General features: G+C 62.2%; 19 protein-coding genes. 11 read left to right on the plus strand and 8 right to left on the minus strand.

All coding sequences use genetic code 11. The features are described 5' to 3' along the window. Nucleotides 1-189: 189 nt before the first annotated feature. The 3 genes from IVA87_RS29465 to IVA87_RS29475 all read right to left on the minus strand — a co-directional run bounded on the left by IVA87_RS29465 (nt 190) and on the right by IVA87_RS29475 (nt 3,100). Entirely contained in the window at nt 190-1,467 is a 1,278-nt protein-coding gene (locus IVA87_RS29465; protein WP_247301404.1) for an acyl-CoA dehydrogenase family protein, read from the minus strand. A gap of 367 nt (nt 1,468-1,834) precedes the next feature. Further along, a complete protein-coding gene (locus IVA87_RS29470) occupies nt 1,835-2,215 on the minus strand; it encodes a VOC family protein (protein WP_247301402.1) in 381 nt (126 codons plus the stop codon). A gap of 105 nt (nt 2,216-2,320) precedes the next feature. After that, nucleotides 2,321-3,100, minus strand: coding sequence for an SDR family oxidoreductase (locus IVA87_RS29475; RefSeq protein WP_247301401.1), 780 nt, complete (start codon nt 3,098-3,100; stop codon nt 2,321-2,323). Nucleotides 3,101-3,268: 168 nt separating this feature from the next. Here IVA87_RS29475 and IVA87_RS29480 point away from each other — a divergent pair, with 168 nt between their 5' ends. Genes IVA87_RS29480 through IVA87_RS29490 form a run of 3 tightly spaced genes read left to right on the plus strand, consistent with a single transcriptional unit; the run spans nt 3,269 to nt 5,420 of the window. Next, nucleotides 3,269-4,057, plus strand: coding sequence for an enoyl-CoA hydratase/isomerase (locus IVA87_RS29480; RefSeq protein ID WP_247301400.1), 789 nt, complete (start codon nt 3,269-3,271; stop codon nt 4,055-4,057). After that, a complete protein-coding gene (locus IVA87_RS29485) occupies nt 4,054-5,040 on the plus strand; it encodes a phosphotransferase family protein (RefSeq protein WP_247301399.1) in 987 nt (328 codons plus the stop codon). Before IVA87_RS29480 ends, IVA87_RS29485 begins: the two co-directional genes overlap by 4 nt. A 2-nt stretch (nt 5,041-5,042) precedes the next feature. Further along, the gene (locus IVA87_RS29490) at nt 5,043-5,420 is read left to right on the plus strand and encodes a DUF6285 domain-containing protein (protein ID WP_247336428.1); all 378 of its coding nucleotides are present in this window, start codon (nt 5,043-5,045) and stop codon (nt 5,418-5,420) included. A gap of 113 nt (nt 5,421-5,533) precedes the next feature. Here the strand turns inward: IVA87_RS29490 and IVA87_RS29495 are convergent, their stop codons facing one another. Further along, a complete protein-coding gene (locus tag IVA87_RS29495) occupies nt 5,534-6,313 on the minus strand; it encodes an enoyl-CoA hydratase-related protein (RefSeq protein ID WP_247301395.1) in 780 nt (259 codons plus the stop codon). Between the two features lie 211 nt (nt 6,314-6,524). Here IVA87_RS29495 and IVA87_RS29500 point away from each other — a divergent pair, with 211 nt between their 5' ends. Then, entirely contained in the window at nt 6,525-7,799 is a 1,275-nt protein-coding gene (locus IVA87_RS29500; protein ID WP_247336431.1) for an acyl-CoA dehydrogenase family protein, read from the plus strand. A gap of 120 nt (nt 7,800-7,919) precedes the next feature. Here IVA87_RS29500 and IVA87_RS29505 read toward each other — a convergent pair whose 3' ends face one another. Together IVA87_RS29505 and IVA87_RS29510 are read right to left on the minus strand one after the other, a co-directional pair. Further along, nucleotides 7,920-9,497: a fatty acid--CoA ligase gene (locus IVA87_RS29505; RefSeq protein ID WP_247301393.1), complete on the minus strand. Its 1,578-nt coding sequence runs from the start codon at nt 9,495-9,497 to the stop codon at nt 7,920-7,922. Nucleotides 9,498-9,635: 138 nt separating this feature from the next. Next, nucleotides 9,636-10,508, minus strand: coding sequence for an SDR family oxidoreductase (locus IVA87_RS29510; protein WP_247301391.1), 873 nt, complete (start codon nt 10,506-10,508; stop codon nt 9,636-9,638). A 105-nt stretch (nt 10,509-10,613) separates the two neighbouring features. Between IVA87_RS29510 and IVA87_RS29515 the strand changes: the two genes are divergently transcribed. The 4 genes from IVA87_RS29515 (at nt 10,614) to IVA87_RS29530 (ending at nt 14,447) form a co-directional block, all read left to right on the plus strand. After that, nucleotides 10,614-11,423: a crotonase/enoyl-CoA hydratase family protein gene (locus tag IVA87_RS29515; RefSeq protein ID WP_247336434.1), complete on the plus strand. Its 810-nt coding sequence runs from the start codon at nt 10,614-10,616 to the stop codon at nt 11,421-11,423. A 123-nt stretch (nt 11,424-11,546) separates the two neighbouring features. Beyond that, nucleotides 11,547-13,091 carry an acyl-CoA synthetase gene (locus IVA87_RS29520; RefSeq protein WP_247301388.1) on the plus strand — a complete coding sequence of 515 codons (1,545 nt, stop codon included), beginning with the start codon at nt 11,547-11,549 and terminating at the stop codon, nt 13,089-13,091. Nucleotides 13,092-13,244: 153 nt separating this feature from the next. Then, nucleotides 13,245-13,649, plus strand: a complete 405-nt coding sequence (locus IVA87_RS29525) for a YccF domain-containing protein (RefSeq protein ID WP_247301386.1) — start codon at nt 13,245-13,247, stop codon at nt 13,647-13,649. 372 nt (nt 13,650-14,021) lie between these two features. After that, on the plus strand, nt 14,022-14,447 hold the full coding sequence (locus tag IVA87_RS29530) for a DUF4440 domain-containing protein (RefSeq protein ID WP_247301385.1): 426 nt from the start codon (nt 14,022-14,024) through the stop codon (nt 14,445-14,447). An 899-nt stretch (nt 14,448-15,346) separates the two neighbouring features. Here the strand turns inward: IVA87_RS29530 and IVA87_RS29535 are convergent. Further along, nucleotides 15,347-15,958: a protocatechuate 3,4-dioxygenase gene (locus tag IVA87_RS29535; RefSeq protein WP_247301378.1), complete on the minus strand. Its 612-nt coding sequence runs from the start codon at nt 15,956-15,958 to the stop codon at nt 15,347-15,349. Beyond that, entirely contained in the window at nt 15,958-16,947 is a 990-nt protein-coding gene (locus IVA87_RS29540) for a tripartite tricarboxylate transporter substrate binding protein (RefSeq protein WP_247336438.1), read from the minus strand. The genes IVA87_RS29535 and IVA87_RS29540 overlap by 1 nt, the downstream gene beginning before the upstream one ends. Nucleotides 16,948-17,064: 117 nt before the next feature. On the opposite strand from IVA87_RS29540, the gene IVA87_RS29545 reads away from it, so the two are divergent. From IVA87_RS29545 to IVA87_RS29555, 3 genes are all read left to right on the plus strand, one after another. Continuing rightward, nucleotides 17,065-18,015, plus strand: coding sequence for a LysR family transcriptional regulator (locus tag IVA87_RS29545; RefSeq protein ID WP_247336441.1), 951 nt, complete (start codon nt 17,065-17,067; stop codon nt 18,013-18,015). Between the two features lie 160 nt (nt 18,016-18,175). Then, a complete protein-coding gene (locus tag IVA87_RS29550; RefSeq protein WP_247336444.1) occupies nt 18,176-18,619 on the plus strand; it encodes a cache domain-containing protein in 444 nt (147 codons plus the stop codon). An 80-nt stretch (nt 18,620-18,699) separates the two neighbouring features. Next, nucleotides 18,700-19,608: an alpha/beta hydrolase gene (locus IVA87_RS29555; protein WP_247336447.1), complete on the plus strand. Its 909-nt coding sequence runs from the start codon at nt 18,700-18,702 to the stop codon at nt 19,606-19,608. Nucleotides 19,609-20,165 lie beyond the last annotated feature (557 nt).

Here is a 20,165-nt window from a genome sequence, read left to right on the forward strand (position 1 = left end):
GATCGAACGGCGACCCAGCTCGGGCGGCCACCCGGGCTGGGCCATTCCTCACGGAACGGCTCAACATAACCGATCAGGCTAATACAAGGGTGGGCAAAGCGAAGCGTGCCCACCGCCTCGTGTAACAATGCGTGATGGTGGGCACGGCGCGAAGAGCGCGCCTTTGCCCACCCTACAGCACCGCGCGGCTCACGCCATGCTCAGCTCGTGGCGTCCCACCACCATCCAGTGCACTTCATCCGGACCGTCCGCAAAGCGGAGGTGACGCACGTCCTGATACATCTCGGCCAGCGGGGTCCAGTGCGAGATGCCGGTGGCGCCGTGCATCTGGATAGCCTGGTCGATGATCTTGCAGGCGCGCTCCGGCACCATGGCCTTGACCATGGAGACCCAGACGCGGGCCTCCTTGTTGCCGAGCACGTCCATCGCCTTCGCGGCCTTCAGCACCATCAGCCGCATCGCCTCGATCTCGCAGCGGGCTTGCGCGATGATCTGCATGTTGCCGCCGAGATGGGCGATCTTCTTGCCGAACGCTTCGCGGGTGAGGCCGCGCTGCACCATGAGGTCGAGCGCCTTCTCGGCCTTGCCGATGGTGCGCATGCAGTGATGGATGCGGCCGGGGCCGAGGCGGAGCTGCGAGATCTCGAAGCCGCGGCCCTCGCCGAGCAGGATGTTCTCCTTGGGCACCCGGACATTATTGAAGCGCATATGCATGTGGCCGCGCGGAGCGTGGTCCTGGCCGAACACGTACATGGGCCCGAGCACCTCGACGCCGGGCGTGTCGCGCGGCACGAGGATCTGCGACTGCTGCTTGCTCGGTGCCGCATCCGGATTGGTCTTCACCATCACGATGAGGATCTTGCAGCGAGGATCCCCTAAGCCTGAGATGTAGTACTTCTCGCCGTTGATGACCCATTCGTTGCCGACGAGTTTGGCCGTGGTCGAGATGTTCTTGGCGTCGGAGGAGGCGACGTTCGGCTCGGTCATGACGTAAGCCGAGCGGATCTCGCCGTTGAGCAGCGGCTTCAGCCATTTCTCCTTCTGCTCCTTGGTGCCGACGCGCTCCAGAACTTCCATGTTGCCGGTATCGGGCGCCGAGCAATTCATGGTCTCGGATGCCAGCGGGCTCTTGCCGAGCTCGGAGGCGATATAGGCGTAGTCGAGATTCTTCAGGCCCTGACCGGTCTCGTCATCGGGCAGGAAGAAGTTCCAGAGGCCTTCCTGCTTGGCCTTGTTCTTGGCCTTCTCGAGCACCTCGAGCTGCTTCGGCGTAAAGCTCCAGCGATCCTCCTTGCTCTCGCCGGCCTTGGCGAACTCGATCGACATCGGCTCGACGGTTTCGCGGATGAACTTCTTGACGTGGTCGTAGAGCGGGCGGACCTGCTCCGACATGCGCAAGTCGTTGAGCTCGTCGCCGGGATTGAGGGTGTAGTTGGTGGTGCGGGGAATGTAGGTGTGCTTTGTCATTGTTCCTCCCGGAGCGCTAGGATTCCGCTGAGCGCAAGAATAGTCGCAGCGCCGCCAAAGTGCGAGCGCGCATTTTTCACGTAGAGCCATGCCATGCGATGGAATATCGCGAAGGCGTTTGAAATGTTGTTTGAATGGTGATGAGGTTTCGGTGCGCTCGCGACAAGCTCCGCTGTCATCGCCCGATTCAATCGGGCGATCCAGTATTCCAGAGACGGCGGTGATTGAACCGAAAGGCGGCGGCGTACTGGATGCCCCGGTCCCGGCTCCGCTACTAGGCTACGCCGGGCCTACAAGCGCTCTCGGCCGGCGAAGCTTCAGCGAAGACGGCAAGCCGGGGCATGACAATTGTGGTTGTGGCCCAGACCTAGTTCGGCATCCGATGCATCGCGCAGATCTTGTTGCCGTCGAGGTCGCGCAAATAAGCGAGATAGAGCTTGCCGCCCGGTCCCTGGCGGACACCGGGCGGATCCTCAATCGAGGTCGCACCGGCCGCGACACCGGCCGCGTGCCAAGCCTCGACCTGCTCCGGCGAATTGCAGGCAAAGCCGATCGTGCCGCCATTCGCGCAGGTCGCCGGTTCGCCGTTGATCGGCTTCGACACCGAGAACACACCGGTCTTGGTGATGTAGAAGATGCGATGACCGTCGACCCTGGCCGGCCGCACCTCGAGCGTGCCGAGCAGCTTGTCGTAGAACGTCTTGGCCTTGTCGAGATCGTTGGTGCCGATCATCACGTGCGAGAACATTTGCCAATTTCCTCCGAGTTTGTAGCCCGGACGGAGCGCAGCGAGATCCGGGTTGTTTGCTTTTGGTTGTCCCGGATTGCGCTGCACTCCATCCGGGTTACGAAATCAAAACGCCGTATAGCCGCCGTCGATCACGAACGTATCGGCGGTGTGATACGACGACGCCTTGCTCATCAGATACACGGCAATGCCGCCGAAATCGGATGCCTCGCCGAAGCGCCGCACCGGAATGCGCGGCATCACGTTGGCGACGAACTTGTCGTTGGCCATGAGCCCCGCGGTCATGTCGCTCTTGATCCAGCCCGGCAGGATCGCGTTCGCGGTGACCCCGTAACGCGCGAGCTCGACACCGAGCGCACGCACCAGCGCGTTGATGGCGGCCTTGGTCGCCGCATAATGCTCGTTGCGCGCGGTGCCGAAGATCGAGGCGAGGCTCGAGGTCGCAACCAGCCGGCCGAAGGGGTCGCCGGCATTGGCACGCTCGGTCATGTGCTTTGCCGCAGCCTGGAACGCGTGGAATACGCCGTCGAGATTGGTCGAAAACATCGTGCGCCATTCCTGTTCGGTCCGCTCGATGAACGAGCGCCGCCCGCCGCCACCGATGCCTGCGTTGGCAAAGCAGCCGTCGACCCGGCCGAACGCGTCGAGCGTCGCCTTCATCGCAGCATCGACCGAGGCCGGATCGGTGACGTCGCAGACGCGGGTGTCAACTTTGCCGGCAAGGCCGGCCAGGCTCGCGGCAGCAGCCTTGTTCTTGTCAGCATTGCGGCCCCAGACCGAGACGTTGCAGCCCTGGCCGGCGAGCGCCTGCGCAAAGCCGAGCCCGATGCCGCCATTGCCGCCGGTGATCACGGCGACGCGGCCGGAAAGGTCGAAAAGGTTCATGGCGCGTTTCCCGTTTTTGGCCTGCGGCGGATCAGCCGCTGCGCGCAAGATTGCTTGCTATGCTCCGATCACCATGGACAAGACCGCGCCAAAAATCAAATATGCGCCCCGGCAAAACAAATTCCGGTCTGCGAAACTGACACAGGCCGGCAAGCTGACGAGGAAACCATGCAGTTCAAACACGTCACGCTCGATTTCGATGGTTCGGTCGCGATCCTCAAGCTCGACCATCAGGAGGTGATGAACGCAGTCTCCGTGGACATGCTGGGCGGTCTTGCCGAAGCGCTGGACGCGATCGAGGAGAAGAAGGATGAGGTGCGCTGCGTCGTTTTGACCGGCGCGGGGCGGGCGTTCTGCACCGGCGCAAATCTCCAGGGCCGCAACAACCAGTCGAAGAAGACCAAGGCCGGCCTGACGCTCGAGACCGGCTTTCATCCGTTCCTGCGCCGCATCCGAAACCTGCATTGCCCGATCGTGACCGCGGTCAACGGTCCCGCCGCCGGCGCCGGCATGAGCTTCGCGCTGCTCGGTGACATGATCCTGTGCGCGCGCTCGTCCTATTTCCTGCAAGCCTTCCGCCGCATCGGTCTCGTGCCGGATTGCGGCTCCACCTGGCTCTTGCCGCGCCTGATCGGTCGGGCGCGCTCGATCGAATTGTCGCTGATGGGCGAGCGGCTGCCGGCCGAGAAGGCGTTGGAATGGGGCCTCGTCAACCGTGTCTATGATGACGGCGTGCTGATGGAGGAGGCGATGAAGCTCGCACGCGAACTCGCCAGCGGCCCGACCGTGGCGCTGTCGCTGATCCGCAAACTCTATTGGGACAGCCCGGAAAATTCCTTCGAGGATCAGCTCAACCTCGAATTCCAGTGCCAGCTCCGAGCGGGCGACACCGAGGACTTCCGCGAAGGCGTCGGCGCGTTCCTGGAGAAGCGCCCGGCGCAGTTCAAAGGCAAATGATCGAGGCGGAGCTTTCCCGCAGCGTCGCGCGCTGGTGCACCGGTGCGACCGGCGTCGCCGGTGCGGCCAAGCTCTCCGGCGGCGCCAGTCAGGAAACGTGGCGCTTCGATATCGTGCATCCCGATGGGCTGATAGGCGCAATCCTGCGCCGCTCGCCGAAAGGCTATGGCGCCGCGCCAACGCGCGCGGCGGGCCTCGCCGCTGAAGCCCAGCTGATGCAACTCGCCTACGAGGCAAGCCTGCCGTCGCCGCGCGTGATGCATGTGCTCACGCCGGAGGACGATCTCGGCACCGGCTTCATCATGCAGCGGGTCGAGGGCGAAACCATCGCCCGCAAGATTTTGCGCGATGAGGAGTTCGCAGCCGCACGGCCACTGCTGGCGCGGCAGATCGGCGGTGTGCTCGCCGGTTTGCACAAGCTGCCGCTGGGTAAGCTGCCGGAGCTGCGCCGCATGACCGCGGCGAAGGAGATCGATGAGTTCGAGCGCGACTATCGCAGCCTGAACTGGCCCAAGCCCGTGTTCGAGCTGGCGCTGCGCTGGTTGCGCGAGCACGATCCCGGTCCGTCGGCGGAGGAGACGCTGGTACATGGCGATTTCCGCAACGGCAATCTCATCATCGGCGCCGACGGTATCCGTGCCGTGCTGGACTGGGAGCTCGCCCATCTCGGCGATCCCATGGAGGATCTCGGCTGGGTCTGCGTCAACTCGTGGCGTTTCGGCGAGATCGACAAGCCGGTCGGCGGCTTCGGCTCGCGCGAGGAGCTGTTTGCGGGCTATGAGGCCGCGGGCCGCAAGGTCGATCCGTCGCGCGTGAAATTCTGGGAAGTAATGGGCACGCTGCGCTGGGGCATCATGTGCGGCGGCATGATGCAGCGGTTTCGCGAGGGGCCCGACCATTCCATGGAGCGCGCCATGATCGGACGCCGCGCCTCCGAGACCGAGATCGATCTATTGCGGCTGCTGGCGCCGCGCGGGAGTTGACCATGCAGGACGAACCCACGCCGATCGAGCTGACAAAGTCAGTCGCCGATTTCTTGCGCAATGACATCACGCCGCTGATCTCCGGCCACCAGGCCTTCAAGCTGCGCGTCGCCATCAACATCCTCGATCTCGTGACACGGCAGCTGACGCGGGAGGAGGGCAGCGATGCGGCGGAGGTGGAGCGGCTGTGCGCGCTGCTCGGCATGGACGGTTCATTGATCGACCTCAACCGCACTCTTGCGATGCGCATCGCCAAAGGCGAGATCGATCTCGCAACGCCGGGCCTTGCCGAGCACCTCTGGCAGACCACGATGGACAAGCTCGCAGTCGATCAGCCGAATTACGCGTCATACAAGCGAGAGCTGTCGCGAGGCGGGTAGCTCTCTCCCCGTCAGTGCGAGCGCAGCGAAGCAAATCCAGAGTCTTTCCACGAAGGCGGTCTCTGGATTTGCTTCGTCGCAAGAGCTCCTCGCAATGACGGCGGAAAGACTCGTTACTTCCCCACCCATTTCGGTGGTCGCTTCTCCGCAAACGCCTTCGGGCCCTCGATGTAATCCTGCGACGCCACCATCGCCTTCACCGCCGGATACTCCCGCTGCTGCTCGATCGCCTGTTCCAGCGAGACACCAAGCCCCTTCTGGATTGCCTGCTTCGAGGCCCGGATCGACATCGGCGAGTTCTTGGTGATCATCTCGGCCCAGCGCAGCGCGGCGCTGAGTGCTTCGCCCTGCGGCACCACCTCGTTGACGAAGCCGAGTTCGAGGCCCTCCTTGGCACTGACATGCCGCGCGGTAAGGATCATGCCCATGGCGCGTTTGAGGCCGATCTGCCGTGGCAGCCGGTGCAGGCCACCGGCGAGCGCGGCCAGGCCAACGCGCGGCTCGGGCAGGGCGAAGGTGGCATTCTCCGAGGCAATGATGAGGTCGCAGGCCAGCGCGATCTCGAAGCCGCCGCCCATCGCGACGCCGTTCACGGCGGCGATGATCGGCTTGTCGCAGTCGAACCGCGAGGTCAGGCCCGCAAAGCCGCCCTTGTCCCAGCCGCGTTTGCCGCCCGCGGCCTGCCACTTCAGATCGTTGCCGGCGCAGAACGCCTTGTCACCGCTGCCGGTGACGATCGCGATCCATTGCTCGGGATCGGTCGAGAAATCGTCGAAGACCTTGTTGAGCTCGAAATGCGCGTCCGTGTGCAGCGCGTTGTAGACCTCGGGCCGCGACAGCGTGACGATCGTGATCGGGCCCTTGCGTTCCACCTTGGAAAATTTCAGCTCCATGATCGCTCCCGCATTTTCTTGTGAAGGAATATTGTCGTCATACTAGCGCGCGGGTGCGCTTGAGCACCATCGAATTGCGCAAGCGCGCCTTGCGTGCCTCACACGTCTCGGCTTGCTTGACTTGGATGCGCTCTTCTCCGCTTAATCGTGTGAAGCAAGAATGCGCCTAGCGCCTTAACGCAAAACGAAAAATCATTCCGGGAGAGAAGCCTTGGATTTCTCATTACCTGACGATCTGGTCGCCTATCTCGGAGAGCTCGACCGTTTCATCGAGCGCGAGATCAGGCCGCTGGAAGCGGCCGACGACAATATCCGCTTCTTCGATCACCGCCGCGAATGGGCGCGCACCGATTTCGAGAATGGCGGCCTGCCGCGCCACGAATGGGAGGCGCTGCTGCGCAAGGCCAAGGACCTGGCGGACGCCGCGGGTCATCTGCGTTTTCCGGTGCCGAAGCAATATGGCGGCAAGGACGGCTCCAACCTCTGGATGGCCGTGATCCGCGAGCATTTTGCCGCCAAGGGGTTAGGCCTGCACAACGATCTCCAGAACGAGCATTCCATCGTCGGCAATTTCCCCGTCGTTACCATGCTCGACCGCTACGGCCGCGACGATCAGAAGGCGATGATCGACGGCTCGATCAAAGGCAAGTACCGCATCACCTTTGGCCTCACCGAGCCGCATCACGGCTCGGACGCCACCCATATGGAGACGCGCGCCGTGCCGGCGACCCGCGACAACGTCAAGGGCTGGATCATCAACGGCGAAAAGATGTGGACGACAGGTATGCATGTTGCCACGCATTGCGCGCTGTTTGCGCGCACGAGCGGCAATGACGGCGATGCGCGCGGCATCACTTGTTTCCTGGTGCCGGCGAAGAGCGACGGCGTCAAGGTCGAGGAGTACATGTGGACCTTCAACATGCCGACCGACCACCCCCGCGTCAGCTTTACGGACGTGTTCGTGCCTGAGGATGCCCTGTTCGGCGAGGTCGGCCGCGGCCTGTCCTTGGCGCAGTGCTTCGTGCACCAGAACCGCATCCGCCAGGCCGCGAGCTCGCTCGGCGCCGCGGTTTACTGCATCAACGAGAGCGTCAAATACGCGCGTGAGCGAAAACCCTTCGGCCGGGCACTGGCCGAGAACCAGGCGATCCAGTTTCCGTTGGTGGAGCTCGCGACGCAGGCCGAGATGCTGCGTCTTCTGATCCGCAAGACGGCCTGGGAGATGGACCAGCTCACCGAAGAGCAGATTGAGCGCACGCTCTCTGACCGCGTCTCCATGTGCAATTACTGGGCAAACCGCCTCTGCTGCGAATCCGCCGACCGCGCCATGCAGGTCCATGGCGGCATGGGCTACTCACGCCACAAGCCGTTCGAGCACATCTACCGCCACCACCGGCGCTATCGCATCACTGAGGGCAGCGAGGAGATCCAGATGCGGAAGGTCGCGGGGTTCTTGTTCGGCTATATGGGGCCGGGGAAGCATTAGCGGCTTGCACCGCTGTCGTAGGGTGGACAAAGCGAAGCGTGCCCACCACTTCTCCCGCAATCGTCGAAGAATGGTGGGCACGGCGCTTTGCGCCTTTGCCCACCTTAAGGCACTACGCGGTCAATTCACCCGTCGCTCTTTTCCGGCCCAATACGGCTCACGCAATTGGCGCCGCAAGATCTTGCCGCTCGGATTCCTCGGCAGCGCCGGCAGAAACTCGACGCTCTTGGGCGTCTTGTAGCCAGCGATGCGCTCGCGAGTGAAGTTGATGATGTCGGTGGCTGTGGCCTGCTTGCCAGGCTTCATGACCACCATAGCCTTCACCACCTCGCCCCATTTGTCGTCAGGCACGCCGATCACGGCGGCTTCCGCGACATCAGGGTGATCGCACAACGCACTCTCGACCTCGGCCGGGTAGATGTTCTCGCCGCCCGAGATGATCATGTCCTTGATGCGATCGTGGATATAGAGATAGCCGTCCTCGTCCATGTAGCCGGCATCGCCGGTGCGCAGCCAGCCGTCGGAACGAAGCGCAGCGGCGGTCGCCTCGGGCAGGTTCCAATACCCGGCCATGTTGGAGCCCGAGCGCGTCGCGATCTCGCCAACCTGGCGCGGCGGCAGCGGCTTGCCGTCCGCGTCCAGGATCGCGATCTCGACGCCCGGCAGTGCCTTGCCGGCCGAGCGCATCCGCTCCAGTCCCGCGACGTGGGCTTCCGGCGGCAGCGCGACGATGGTGCCGGTGGTCTCGGTCATGCCGTACATTTGCACGAAACCGCATTTGAAGACCTCGATGCATTCCTTCAGCAGCGCCGCCGGAATTGGCGAGGCGCCATACAGCATGTATTTCAGCCGCGAGAAATCGACCGTCTTCGCGCGCGGCTGCCGCACCACGAATTGCATTGCCGCCGGCACCATGAATAGCTTCGTGATCCCGGACTGCTCGAAGAAGTCCAGAACCTTGGCCGGATCGAACTCGCGCGCGATTACGCCGCGGGCGCCGTGATAGAGCCCCATTACGCCCCAGCCCGAGCCGCCGATGTGGAAGATCGGCATCGCCACCAGCGAGACATCATCGGTTGACCACCGGTTCCACTCCGGCTTGTCCTCGGCATTACCGGTCTGCACCAGATTGAGAAAGTTCGCGTGCGAGAGCATTGCGCCCTTCGGCTTGCCGGTCGTACCCGACGTGTAGAGCTGGATCGCGATATCCTTTGTGTCGATCGCGAGCTTCGGATCGTCACCGCTCTGCGCGTCCCGCCAGGCCGCAAAATCCTGCCATTCCGGCGCGCCGCCTTCGGTGGTGATGATTGTGCGCACGCCCGGCAACTGATCCTTGATTTGGCGAACGAGCGCGATGAACTCCGGTCCGACGAACAGCACCGGCGCCTTGCAATCCTCGACGATGAAGGCGACCTCGGGTCCCGCGAGCCGCCAATTCACCGGCGCCATCACCACACCGGCCTTCATGGCGCCCATCAGCAGCTCGAAATAGATGTCGCTGTTCTTGCCGAGATAGGCGATGCGGTCGCCTTTCTTCACGCCCATTGCGATCAACGCGTGGGCGACCTTGTTGGTGTTGACGTCGAATTCGGCGAAGCTGGTGAGGCGGCCCTCGAACTCGTAGGCAATGGCATTGCCGCGGCTTTTCGCACGCTCGCGCACCATGTCGGCGAGATTGGCCAGAGGCTGTGTGGGCATGTTTCTCCCGTCGTCTTGTTCTTATGCCACAGAGTGTGGCGTCATCCGCGGGTGAAGACAAGACGGGACAAATCGACCGCGGTTTCCTGTCCCGGACGCAGCGCCTCTTGCGCTGCGCTGTCCGGGGCACGAGGGAGATCATCCCCGCTTGGCCCGATCCTTCTCGTTCTGCGCCATGATGCTCTCGCGCGCGGCTTTCCAGTCGTCGTCGCTCCAGTCGCGGAGCTGGTAGAAATTGCCGCCCATGGCGAGCGCCTGCGCGCCGTCCATGGCGATGGTCTCGCCGTTGATCCAGTCGCAGCCGCCGGAGATCAGGAACACCGCGAGGTTCTGCAGTTCCTCCATGGTGCCGACGCGGCCCATCGGGTTCATCGCCTTGGTGCGCGCGCCGGCCTCGTCGCCGGGCTTGATCCGCTTGCTCATGCCTTCGGTCGGGATTTCGCCCGGCGCGATGGTGTTGAGGCGGATGCCATAGCGACCCCATTCGGTGGCGAGCGACATCGTCATGGCGTGGATCGCCGACTTGCTCATCGCCGATGGCACCACGTAGGGCGAGCCGTTGCGCACCCAGGTCACGGTGATCGAGACGACATTGCCGGGCTGCTTCAAGGCGATCCAGCGCTTGCCGACCGCCTGCGTGACGTAGAACGTGCCGTGCATGACGATGTTGGCGACGGCATCGAAGCCGCGCGGCGAGAGCTCCTCGCTGCGCGAGATGAAATTGCCGGCAGCATTGTTGATGAGATCGGTGAGGGGGCCGTCGCGAAAGATGGTCTCGATCATCTCCTCGACCGCGAGCGCGTTGCGGATGTCGACACCATGGCTGGTGACGCGGCCGCCATAGAGATCCATCAATTCGGTCGCGGTCTCGTCGCACACGATCTTGCGTCGGCCGCAGATGTGCACCTCGGCGCCGAGCTGGAGGAAGCGCGCCGCCATCGACTTGCCGAGCCCGGTGCCGCCGCCGGTCACGAGAATGCGGCGTCCGGCCAGAAGATTTTCCTTGAACATGGGTGTTTCCCTCGTAGGGATTGTCAGTTAATTGGTCGATTGACTAAATCCGGCTGCCAGCGTCCTGTAAAGCGGCACTGAACAAGAACAGGGGAGAATTCATCCATGGAAGAGCGCGTCTCGATCTCGATCTCGGACGGCGTCGCCGACGTGCGCCTGATGCGCGCCGACAAGATGAATGCGCTGGATCAGGCCATGTTCGAGGCCCTTGTCGCTGCGACCGAGCGGCTTTCGAAGGAAAAGGGCGTGCGCGTCGTCGTGCTGTCCGGCGAGGGCCGTGCTTTCTGCGCCGGCCTCGACATGGGGCGTTTTGCCGCCATGAAGGAGAAGGGCGGCAACGGAATTCCGGGTGGCGAAAATCGTGACCTCACCAAGCGCACGCATGGGCAGGCAAACTTTCCGCAAGCCGCGGTGTGGGGCTGGCGTCAGCTTCTGGTGCCTGTGATTGCGGCCGTCCACGGCGTTGCTTTCGGCGGCGGCTTCCAGCTCTCGCTCGGCGCCGACATGCGCTTCCTCGCACCCGATACGCGGATGTCGATCATGGAGATCAAATGGGGCCTCGTGCCCGACATGGCGGGCACGCCGATCCTGGCAAGCCTGGTGCGCGACGACATCCTGCGCGATCTCACCTATACCGGACGCATCTTCTCCGCGCAGGAGGCGATGACTTACGGCCTCGCCACCCGCATCTGCGACGATCCGCGCGCAGCGGCCCTGGAAGCCGCGCGCGAGGTCGCTGGCAAGAGCCCCGACGCGATCCGTGCCGCAAAACGCCTGCTCAACAATCTTTCGATCGATCCGGGCCCCGCGCTGCTCGCCGAATCCGTCGAGCAGCAGAAGCTGATCGGCAGCGCGAACCAGACCGAGGCGGTGCGGGCCAATCTGGAGAAGCGCGCGCCGAAGTTTGCGGATTAGCACAGACCTCATCCCGAGGAGCGGCGCAGCGGCGTCTCGAGGGATGGGCCACGGGCTCTCATGGTTCGAGACGGCGCTTTGCGCCTCCTCACCATGAGGGGCGACTTTGAACAAGAAGAACAAATGAGCGAACCGTCTCAATTCCTGGGCATCGTCTCCGGCAACCGTCGCCGCTCTCATGCCGAGGTCGCTGACCGTGCCGACCGCATCGCGAGTGGCCTCGCCGAGCTCCGCGTCAAGCCAGGTGATTGCGTCTGCATGCTGATGCGCAACGACATCGCCTTCCTGGAGGCCGCCTATGCTGCGATGCGGCTCGGCGCCTATGGCGTGCCCATCAACTGGCACTTCAAGCCGGAGGAGATCAACTACATCCTGGAGGATACCGGCACCTCCGTGCTGATCGGACATGCCGACATGCTGCATGCCTTGCGCGGTGCCATACCGAACGGCGTCACCGTGCTCAGCGTGCCGACGCCGCCGGAAATCCTGTCCAATTACAAGATCGATCCAGATCATCTGAAGACTCCGGAGTTCGCCATGGATTTCGAGTCTTGGCTCGCCCAGCACCAGCCCTATGACGGCCCGGTCGTGCCGCAGCCGATGAGCATGATCTACACCTCGGGGACAACAGGCCATCCCAAGGGCGTCCGCCGCAATGCGCCGACGCCGGAGCAGCAGGCTGCCGGCGAGCGCATGCGCGCGATGATCTACGGCCTCAAGCCCGGCGCCCGCGCGCTGCTGCCGGGCCCGCTCTATCATTCCGCGCCCAACTCCTTCGGCATCCGCGCCGGCAAGCTCGGCGGCGCACTGGTGCTGATGCCGCGCTTCGAAGCCGAAGAATTTCTCGAACTCATCGAACGATACAGGATCGACACCATCTTCATGGTGCCGACCATGTTCATCCGCCTGATGAAGCTGCCGGAAGAGGTGCGCAGGAAATACGACGTCTCCTCGCTGCGCCACGTCATCCATGCGGCCGCGCCATGCCCAGCCGAGGTCAAACGCGCCATGATCGAATGGTGGGGACCGGTGATCTACGAATTCTACGGCTCGACCGAGTCCAGCGCGGTCACCTTCGCAACCTCGGAGGATGCGCTGAAGAAGCCCGGCACGGTCGGCAGGATCTCGCCCGGCGCGGAATTGCGCTTCATCGGGGATGACGGCCGCGTGCTTCCGGTGGGCGAAGTCGGCGAGATCTATTCGCGCATGGCTGGGATGGCCGATTTCACCTACCACAACAAGCCGGAGAAGCGCGCCGAGATCGACCGCGATGGCTTCATCACCTCCGGTGATGTCGGCTACATCGACGAGGACGGTTACGTCTTCATCTGCGACCGTAAGCGGGACATGGTGATCTCAGGCGGCGTCAACATCTATCCGGCCGAGATCGAATCCGTGCTGCACGCAGTGCCTGGCGTGCATGATTGCGCCGTGTTCGGCATCCCCGATGCCGAGTTCGGGGAGGCGCTGATGGCGGTGGTCGAACCGCAAGTAGGCATCACGCTCGAGGCCGCCGATGTGCGGGCGCGCTTGAAGGCTTCGCTCGCCGACTACAAGGTGCCGAAGCACATCGAGATCCGCAGCGGGCTGCCGCGCGAAGATTCGGGAAAGATCTTCAAGCGCCGCCTGCGCGATCCCTATTGGGAGCAGGCCGGACGCAAGATCTAGCCGGCTGAGCGAGCCGATACCCGGGAGACTGAGAGCCAGGGTCCCGGATGTCCGCTTCGCGCGTCCGGGCTTCGTTTTGTGGGTATCGAGCCGTCTTCGCAGAGACAGATTTCGAACCTATATAGACGGCGTCATCCACCATCGGATCATCCCATGGCTCCCGTTTCCATCCTGCTCAACCTGCTCTGGATCCTCATCGGCGGCGCCTGGATGGCGTTCGGCTGGTTGATCGCCGCGGTCATCATGGCCATCACTATCATCGGCCTGCCCTGGGCGCGGGCGGCCTTCAATATTGCCGTCTACACACTGCTGCCATTCGGCTCGAGGGCGGTGCGGCGCGACGAGGTCACCGGGATGAGCGATATCGGCACCGGCCCGCTCGGGGTGATCGGCAACGTCATCTGGTTCGTGCTCGCCGGCTGGTGGCTGGCGCTCGGCCATCTCCTCACCGCCCTGGTTCTCGCCGTGACCATCATCGGCATCCCCTTCGCCTGGGCGCATTTGAAGCTCGCAGGCATCGCGCTGTGGCCGATCGGCAAAGTGATCGTGCCGGCTTAGGCCGTCGACCCATCAATGTCGGCCTCCGGCGGCAGAGCGGAAGTGGCCCAGCTTGCGGGCGTCGTCGGTTGATGACCTAACTCGGACCTCAACCAAGATCGGAAAACTGTTCGCTCCGCATCGACGCTGGCGATACAGCGCGTCATCTCGTCCGCGCGGGCCGCCACTGCAAGGAGCAATCACTCTCGTCGCTCTCAGGACCGAGTGAGTTGGCTAGGGCGCCACGTCGTACTCAGTTCGTCAATACTTCTTACGGTAATTCCCCGGAGTTGCTGTTTTGTCAAACCCGGTCTGGGATGTGGCATTCGACGCCTCCGCTGTGGGCAACACACCCGCGCTGCAATCGAATCGTACTTTGAGTTGGAGATGATCATGCGCAACATCGTACTGGTGATGGTATTCGTGGTCTCGCTGGCGGCTCCGGCTTTGGCCCAGAAGTCCGAGATTGAAGCGATCAACACCAAATTTATTGAATTCTTCAACAAGGGCGATTTCTCCGGTATCGGCTCGCTCTATAGCGCTGATGCGATCGCGATGCCGCCCGGCTCCTCGATGGTGCAGGGCCGAGCAGCCATCGAAGTAATGTGGAAAGGCATGGCGGATCAAGTCAGCGACCCGAAGCTCACAACTGTTGACGTGAAGTCGCTCGGCCCTTCGGCGGCACGCGAGATCGGCACGTTTGCTCTGAAGACCAAAGGGCCGACACCGCAGGAAGTGACCGGGAAGTACGTCGTTGTTTGGGAAAAGGTCGGAAATGACTGGAAGCTCGCCACCGACATATGGAACGAGGGCAAGTAGGCCGCCCGTCGGCGTACATGTCCGTTATTGGGCGAAGTCACGGCCCGTGTCATGGAGGTCCGGCTCGGTCTGCTCAGTGAGGCAAGGCAACAGCTATCTGCGCACGAGATCGAGAAAGTCTCGGCGCGGGTCCACCATGAGGCCGGATTCACATCGAGAAGTTCAACGGCCCGTTCCTATTCGGCGATAAGGCGATGGCAGCGGAGTATCGTGCCGGCTTCAAGTTCGCGATCGAGCGGGGCTGGCTCGAGTTGCACGAGAGTGACACCTACGTGAAGTTCACCCAAGCCGGCGCCGGTCTGTTCGTTTAAGGTCGGCGGTTCCGCCGGCGGCTTTCGCGTCACATCATCTTCAGACGCTGGACGGCACGTCGTTAAAACAAACGCCGACTTGCTACATTGCCATTCACTGCCGAGGGCGGCACTCGAGACAGGCCGGGGAGCAGCGGCCACGACCAATAAAACAGCCGTGGCGGCCACGCAATTTGCGATGACGAGCGTGCGTCCTTTGCGATTCCAAGTTGCGCCGATCATGGCCGTCGCTCCTTTTGCAGGTCAGTGAGGACGCTAAGCCGAGTTTGTTTCCGGCTGACTTCGTCGCCGCGCCGATCGGTCTCATTCACGCGGCAGTGATTGTTTGGGCGGAGCGGGTCGCCTGCTACCCTCCTGGGTGTACAGGTTGCGATCAGCTACTTCGACGGACGGTGGAACCGCCGGAATGAAATGCCTGCTCGGGCGACCTCAAGGCACCGGGCTTGAAGTCTCCGAATAATCCGCATTCTCAGTTCGCTCGCCGGCAAGGAGCGCAGCAACGAGAGGTGAATGTCGGGCATTGGAGGGACAGCAGACCGTTTGCCGGGCGGTACCAAAGCCCGACTTGGAGGCCCGCCTACACCGCCATCATCCGCTGGCCAAGATTATGTCGAAATCCGCGACCATCGCGTGCTTCTCGAGGTGGGATGGCGGCTCTTGCAAGTTGACGATCAGCCGGTCGGGGTGCGGAGCCGCGTTGAGCCAGCGGTCGGTCAGGTTTTCGGCTTCGCCCGCGAAATAGAGCTGGGTTACCAGGCGATCGAACCGGCCCTCGACGGTGAGGTGAATGTGCGGCGGCCTGATTTCGCCTTCTGCCGTCGGATAGCGGCCCGGTTTTATCGTACGAAAACTGTAGCAGCCGGACGCGTCTGCGGTCAGGCGCGCGAAGCCCTTGAAATTGGGATCGACCGGCGCTGGGTTCATATCGCTCGGATGACGATATTTCCCTGCAGCGTTTGCTTGCCAGATTTCGATGAGTGCATGCGGCACCGGCTTTCCAGAAGGAGTGAGCACGCGCCCCCTGACATAGATGAGCTGGCCCTGCGCCTCGGCGGCGCTGCCCATTGGGCGCGCCAGATTGGTTGCCAGATCGGGACGCTCCCGAATTGGATAGAACGGGCCGACGATCTGCGGCGGCGTGATCGCAAATGCTGCTTCATCGCGGCGGCCCGTCCGGCCTTTGGGTCCGGCATCGCTCATTAGGGTAGCTTGATGTCCGCGTCCTTGACGATCTTGGCCCAATGGGCAAGATCGGACCGGATTCCATCGCCAAATTCTGCGGCGGTGCCGCCGACGGGTACGGCTCCTATCTTGTCGAGCGAAGCGCGGATTTTAGGCTCAGCAAGAACCTTGTTGATCGCTTTGTTGAGCTGCAAGGTGATCTCCGCGGGCGTGCCTCGCCTGGCGGCAAAGCCGATCCAATCGGCCGTCACGAGATCTGGAAAGCCTGCTTCGGCCACCGAGGGAACGTTCTTGAGGGCGGCGATCCGCGCAGGCGCGGTGACGGCGAGGGCGCGCAGCTTGCCGGTCTCGATGAGGTCGATGACCGGAAGCGTGGTAACGAACATGTATTCAACGTTGCCGCCGATCAGATCGGCGATAGCCTGCGAAAACTGCTGATAGGGTACGTGGGTGGCGTGCACGCCGGCCTGCAATGCGAACATCTCGCCGATCAGGTGCGAAGGTGTGCCGAAGCCAGCGGACGCGAAGTTGAGTTTCCCGGGCTTGCTCTTGAGCAGCGCGACCAGTTCGGGCAGGGAATTGACGGACAACGATGGCGTGGTGACGAGCACCGTATAGGACGTCGATATCTTGACGACCGGATCGAAATCCGCGTCGGGTCGTGTCTCTGCCTTCGGAAGCAGGGTCGGAGTGACCATCATTGGCAAGCTCATGGTGAGCAGCGTATAGCCGTCCGCCGGACGGCCGCTTACGTCATTCATTGCGATGGTTTGCAAAGCGCCCGGCCGATCTTCCACGACGAGCCGCCAACCTTCGTTGGCCGCAAGTCCATCGGCCACCAGGCGACTGATGATATCGGGCGGCGTGCCGGCACTCGTCGGGACGACAATTCGAATGAGGTTGGATGGATAGGGTTGCGCGGCGACCTGATGGGCCGACAACGATGCTGCAAGGGCCCCCAGCAGGAACGTGCGACGGGGCAAGCGGAAGTGCGGTGTCTCCGACATGGTGCTGCTCCAAAACTCGCAAGTGAGAAGTCACTATCGATTTGCAGCTTGTTCCTGATACCTATATATGGAAAGTTCTATTTTCCGATCCTTCTATTCCGTTTCGGAAAGGGTCGCATGTTCGACGCATCCCAGATTAGTCAGCGTATCAAGCTGCGGCAGCTGAATGTCTTCATCGCTGTCGTCGAGCACGGGAGCATGGCGAAGGCGGCCGAGCACCTTGCCATTTCGCAGCCCGTCATTTCCAAGATGATCGCGAGCCTCGAGCAAACGCTTGGCCTTCCGCTCCTCGAGCGAAGCCGTCTCGGGGTGGCGCCTACGCTTTATGGCGAGGCGTTGCTCAAACGTAGCATCGCCCTGAGCAACGATTTGCGCAGTGGCGTGGACGAGCTGCAAGCGCTGGCTGATCCGACAACCGGCGAATTGCGCATCGGCAGTACAGAACCTGTGATGGCTGGCCTGCTGCCTGCCATCATCGATCGGCTATCCCGGCAATATCCGAGGCTCGCGCTTCATATCATCGAGGGCGAACCGCCGGAGCTTCAGGATCGGCATCTGCGCAACCACGATATCGATCTGATGATCGGACGGCTGCCGAGCCCGGCGCCCGCTGCTGACACCGATGTGCGGGAGCTGTTGCACGAAAGCGGCGTCGTCGTTGCAGGCTTGAACAATCCGTGGGTGCAGCGGCGCAAGATCCGCCTCGCCGAGTTGGTCAACGAGCGCTGGTGCCTGCCACCGCGCGAAAGTTTTCCGGGCGGCTGGATTGCCAATGCATTTCACGCGTCCGCACTCGAGGTGCCGCGGCCCAGCGTGACCGTGTACTCGATCCTCATGCAGTCGGCATTGCTGTCATCGGAGCGCTTCCTGAGCTTTCTTCCGGCATCGATGCTGCATTTCAGCGCCAAGCGGCTGTCGATGAAAATCTTGCCCGTCGAAATGCCTGCGCAGATGTGGCCGATCGGAATCATCACGCTGAAGGGCCGAACTCCCAATCCAGCGCGGCGGCTATTCATCGACTGCGCGCTGGAGATAGCCAAGCCGCTCGCTAGCAAGCGAACACCCTGACCGGCAAATTCAGGCGATGCACTTCCGCTAATGGTCCCACAGCGGACTTTTCCGGTCGCCATCAAACGCGCAGCGCAAGCACAAATTTGCATCTCGACAGGCCGATTCGAAACTGCGAAGGGAAAGGGATTGAATTCATTATCTTAGTAGAGGGCGAACAATGATTAGGATCATTCTTTCTGGCGTCGCCTCAGTCCTGTTCATCCAAGCAGCCATTGGCCAACAGTACGGCACCGCAAGTGAGGCGCGCGCCATGCTTGAAAGGGTCGTCTCCGGCATTAAGGCCGACCCGGCTGCAACAATCGAAAAAATCAATAAGAGCGACCCGAGCTTCAGCGACCGAGACTTGTATCCGACCTGCGCGGGCCCGGACGGCAAGATGGTGGCCAATCCCAACCGTGCGCGCCTCGGCCTTGTTCAGAAGGATAGTAAAGACGCCTCGGGCAAGCCGTATAGGGAAGAACTGGCGCGCGCCCAAGAGGGACTTTTTTCAGAAGTCAGCTATCTCTCGCCACGTCCCGGTGCTGACAAAACACCCGTTTCGAAGGTCGCTTTCGTTACGAAAATCGCGGGATACATTTGTCTTGTAGGGTGCTCACCATAGGTCGAGTGCCGTCTGGATTTTGCGCTGAGGGTCCTGCCTTTCAAGAAGATTATCCTGCAATCCATTTTGAGGTGTCGGAAATGCGTCGGTCTATTGCTATTACAACCATGTTGCTCAGCCTTCAGTCAGCCTCGGCGGGTCCAATGCCTCCGGATAAAGCTGAGGCGGTTAAGGCAATGGGCGCTGTGATAAATGCTCCCGAAACCGGGAAGTTGTACGCGCCGCTGCAAGCGAAAGAGCCGTATGAAAACGTAACAGTCGATCGAAACATCAAGTACGGCCAACACGAGCGAAATCTGCTGGACGTGTTTCGGGCAACGACCCCCGAGGCTCGTCCCGTTCTCATCTTCGTTCACGGCGGCGGATACGAGAGGGGCGACAAGCGCGCCGGCTCAAGCCCCTACTATGACAATGTCATGTTGTGGGCGACGAAGAATGGCATGGTCGGAGTCAACATGACCTACCGCCTCGCGCCCGACTATCCCTGGCCCGCGGCGGCGGCCGATGTCGCGTCGGCAGTGGCATGGACAAAGGAGAAAATCCGGGACTACGGGGGCGATCCAAATCGCATTTTTCTGATGGGGCACTCTGCCGGGGCATCGCACGTCGGCAGTTACCTAGCGCGCGCAGCCGTGCCCGTGGTCGTCGGTGCAATACTTGTGTCCGGCACATATGACCTTCGTCCCCAAATCGAAGTGGCGGGGCAGAAATCCTATTTCGGCGCGGATACCGAATTATGGCGGGAGCGATCCTCGCTAAATGGCTTGGCCCAATCAAAGCTGCCATTGTTAGTCGTGCGCGGAGAAATTGATGTTCCGTACTACATCGATCAAGCAGAAACTCTGAAGACTGCGATGTGTGCTAACAATCACTGTCAAACGTTTGCGGTGCTGAAAGGCCATAGCCACATGTCGGAAATTTACTCAGTGAATACGGAAGACACGACTCTTACAGATACAATCCTCGCGTTTGTAAAGGGACTGAAATAGTCGCGTCTGATTAGCGATCATCGGCGGCGGACGAATTCACATCGCGCCCCGTTCGCGCATTGGGCTTTATGGTGCGGGACTGCGGCACGCCGCGTAAACTTCGGGCATCTTTCGGTTAACGATGATGGCCGCTACTGGCCCGTAGTGACCAACTCCGAGAATACCGTTTAGGTCGGGCCCGGCATTCCGGCCACCGTTGGTTGGCCACCCCCAAGTAGGCAGAGCGACGAATCACGAGCAGTCGGGGTGCCCAGTTCGGACACGCTCCAACGCCTTCGCATAATTACTCGCGTTGCGCGGGCAAATCACGCCACATGTAAGTCAAGGGCAGGGGACGGAAAAATTCCGATTGACCGAATTCGTGTTTTCGGGTAAACCGCAAAACATCCCGGCCCGTCAAAGGGACGTTTCGCGATCGTCACGATACGTCGGCCGGGATGCGATGGACGCGGCAGCGCCGGCGCGTGACGAGGTGGCAGGGCGGGCTAGGCCTGTGAGCCATCGCGATCCGCGGGATCGACACGGCGCGGTCACAGCGTTTCCTTTCGAGTTCGGGG

It is taken from the genome of Bradyrhizobium sp. 147 (assembly GCF_023073935.1).
Lineage (GTDB): Bacteria > Pseudomonadota > Alphaproteobacteria > Rhizobiales > Xanthobacteraceae > Bradyrhizobium.

What these genes read in the sequence shown, in the direction of transcription:
- IVA87_RS29465 (WP_247301404.1), bottom strand. Translation starts at nt 1,467, where the DNA reads ATGACAAAGCACACCTACATTCCCCGCACCACCAACTACACCCTCAAT.
- IVA87_RS29470 (WP_247301402.1), bottom strand. Translation starts at nt 2,215, where the DNA reads ATGTTCTCGCACGTGATGATCGGCACCAACGATCTCGACAAGGCCAAG.
- IVA87_RS29475 (WP_247301401.1), bottom strand. Translation starts at nt 3,100, where the DNA reads ATGAACCTTTTCGACCTTTCCGGCCGCGTCGCCGTGATCACCGGCGGC.
- IVA87_RS29480 (WP_247301400.1), top strand. Translation starts at nt 3,269, where the DNA reads ATGCAGTTCAAACACGTCACGCTCGATTTCGATGGTTCGGTCGCGATC.
- IVA87_RS29485 (WP_247301399.1), top strand. Translation starts at nt 4,054, where the DNA reads ATGATCGAGGCGGAGCTTTCCCGCAGCGTCGCGCGCTGGTGCACCGGT.
- IVA87_RS29490 (WP_247336428.1), top strand. Translation starts at nt 5,043, where the DNA reads ATGCAGGACGAACCCACGCCGATCGAGCTGACAAAGTCAGTCGCCGAT.
- IVA87_RS29495 (WP_247301395.1), bottom strand. Translation starts at nt 6,313, where the DNA reads ATGGAGCTGAAATTTTCCAAGGTGGAACGCAAGGGCCCGATCACGATC.
- IVA87_RS29505 (WP_247301393.1), bottom strand. Translation starts at nt 9,497, where the DNA reads ATGCCCACACAGCCTCTGGCCAATCTCGCCGACATGGTGCGCGAGCGT.
- IVA87_RS29510 (WP_247301391.1), bottom strand. Translation starts at nt 10,508, where the DNA reads ATGTTCAAGGAAAATCTTCTGGCCGGACGCCGCATTCTCGTGACCGGC.
- IVA87_RS29515 (WP_247336434.1), top strand. Translation starts at nt 10,614, where the DNA reads ATGGAAGAGCGCGTCTCGATCTCGATCTCGGACGGCGTCGCCGACGTG.
- IVA87_RS29520 (WP_247301388.1), top strand. Translation starts at nt 11,547, where the DNA reads ATGAGCGAACCGTCTCAATTCCTGGGCATCGTCTCCGGCAACCGTCGC.
- IVA87_RS29525 (WP_247301386.1), top strand. Translation starts at nt 13,245, where the DNA reads ATGGCTCCCGTTTCCATCCTGCTCAACCTGCTCTGGATCCTCATCGGC.
- IVA87_RS29530 (WP_247301385.1), top strand. Translation starts at nt 14,022, where the DNA reads ATGCGCAACATCGTACTGGTGATGGTATTCGTGGTCTCGCTGGCGGCT.
- IVA87_RS29535 (WP_247301378.1), bottom strand. Translation starts at nt 15,958, where the DNA reads ATGAGCGATGCCGGACCCAAAGGCCGGACGGGCCGCCGCGATGAAGCA.
- IVA87_RS29540 (WP_247336438.1), bottom strand. Translation starts at nt 16,947, where the DNA reads ATGTCGGAGACACCGCACTTCCGCTTGCCCCGTCGCACGTTCCTGCTG.
- IVA87_RS29545 (WP_247336441.1), top strand. Translation starts at nt 17,065, where the DNA reads ATGTTCGACGCATCCCAGATTAGTCAGCGTATCAAGCTGCGGCAGCTG.
- IVA87_RS29550 (WP_247336444.1), top strand. Translation starts at nt 18,176, where the DNA reads ATGATTAGGATCATTCTTTCTGGCGTCGCCTCAGTCCTGTTCATCCAA.
- IVA87_RS29555 (WP_247336447.1), top strand. Translation starts at nt 18,700, where the DNA reads ATGCGTCGGTCTATTGCTATTACAACCATGTTGCTCAGCCTTCAGTCA.